Genomic DNA, 1464 nt, shown 5'->3' on the forward strand with positions numbered 1-1464 from the left:
GGCTCTTCGCGGTTCCTGGTGAACGATCCCGCTGAGGAGGGTGTTCACGCTGCCGTCCGGGCGGCGCTGGCGAGCAGGATACGAGCGCGGTAGTTGGCCGGGTTGCGGTAGCCGCGGCCGGTGCGCTTGATCTGCTTGATGCTGGTGTTCGCGGCCTCGGTGCGGGCGTTGGTGACGCCGGTGACGATCAGCACCTCGATGGCGTCCCACCAGGTGTCGATGGTGGCCCAGAGTCGGTCGGTCTCGGGCATGTCCGCGGCCAGCACCGAGACGCCGAGCCGCATCTTCTGCTCGTGCGCGTCGGCGAGGGAACCGCTGGTCAGCAGCGCGCGGAGCTGTTCCTTGATGCCCCAGGCTGCGCCGATCTCGTCGGTCGGGTCGTCGGCCCGGAGAGTGGCCTTGAGCCGGGCCAGCGCTCGTGGGCTGAGGGTGTCCCCGGCGCGCAGCAGCAACCGCCGGTTGACCCAGGCCGGATCCTCCAGGCGGCCGCGGCGGCCCTTGGCTTCACGGATCACCCGTTGACGGACGGCGGTGACCGCGTCGTTGGCCAGCTTCACCAGGTGGAAGGCGTCCACGCTGACCGCGGCGGCCGGGAGCTGCTCGCGCAGCGCCTTGCGGAAGGCCGCCGAGGGGTCGATCGCGACCACCTCCACGGCATCGCGCCAGGCCTGGGAGCGGGCGGCCAGCCAGGTGCCGACGCCGGCCGAATCGCGGCCGTCGACCACGCCGAGGACGCGGCCGGTATCGGTGTCGACCAGCGTGGTCATCCACGGCTCGTAGCGCTGCCACCCCCCGTCGGGGTCGCGGAAGAACCGCACTGACCGGTAGCGGTGCTCATCGACCCCCAGCCGGCGCACCACGACGTCGTCGGGGTCGGTGAGTAGGTCGGCGGCGGCGCTGATCATCGAGGCGACCAGCCACCACGACACCCGGTGGGCGCGGGCGACCTCGCTGGCGGCCCGGCCGCTGCTCACGACCGCGGACAGCAGCGCCTGGCACAGCCGGGCGGTGGAGCGGGCGTAGGCCGGCACCTGGTCGGTGACCTCGCTGAACGTCTTCCGCCGACAGCGGGCCTCGTCGCAGAACCAGCGACGCTTGGCCCACACCAGCTCCACCGGGCCGGCCACGGGCAGATCCCGCAGCCGCTGACGTCGGCGGGAGTGCACCCGCACGGCCAGCACCCCGCACACCGGGCAGCCCGGCGGGGCGGTCGTCTCGACCTCTATCCGGCGGACGCCCTCGGCGTCCTCGACGGCGCTCAGCACCTGGTAGTCGGGCAGGTTGAAAATCGCGCTCGCAGCATCACGCTGCGAGCCCGTAGGCTCGAACACGGCTCGTGGACCTCGCGGTATGGGTTGTCTCAGCAACACCCATCCCAGCAGGACCACGGGCCCTCAACGTCTCCGGGCCAGGCTCACGATCACCGGCTCACGCCACGTCATTCACCGGGAACCGCGAAGAGCC

General features: G+C 71.9%; 1 protein-coding gene. It reads right to left on the reverse strand.

Features of this window, described 5'->3' with window-relative positions:
• Nucleotides 1-44 precede the first annotated feature (44 nt).
• Nucleotides 45-1331, reverse strand: a complete 1287-nt coding sequence (locus tag A6V29_RS06330; RefSeq protein WP_137159529.1) for an ISL3 family transposase — start codon at nt 1329-1331, stop codon at nt 45-47.
• Nucleotides 1332-1464: the final 133 nt, after the last annotated feature.

This window comes from Blastococcus sp. CCUG 61487, from assembly GCF_005222955.1.
Lineage (GTDB): Bacteria > Actinomycetota > Actinomycetes > Mycobacteriales > Geodermatophilaceae > Blastococcus.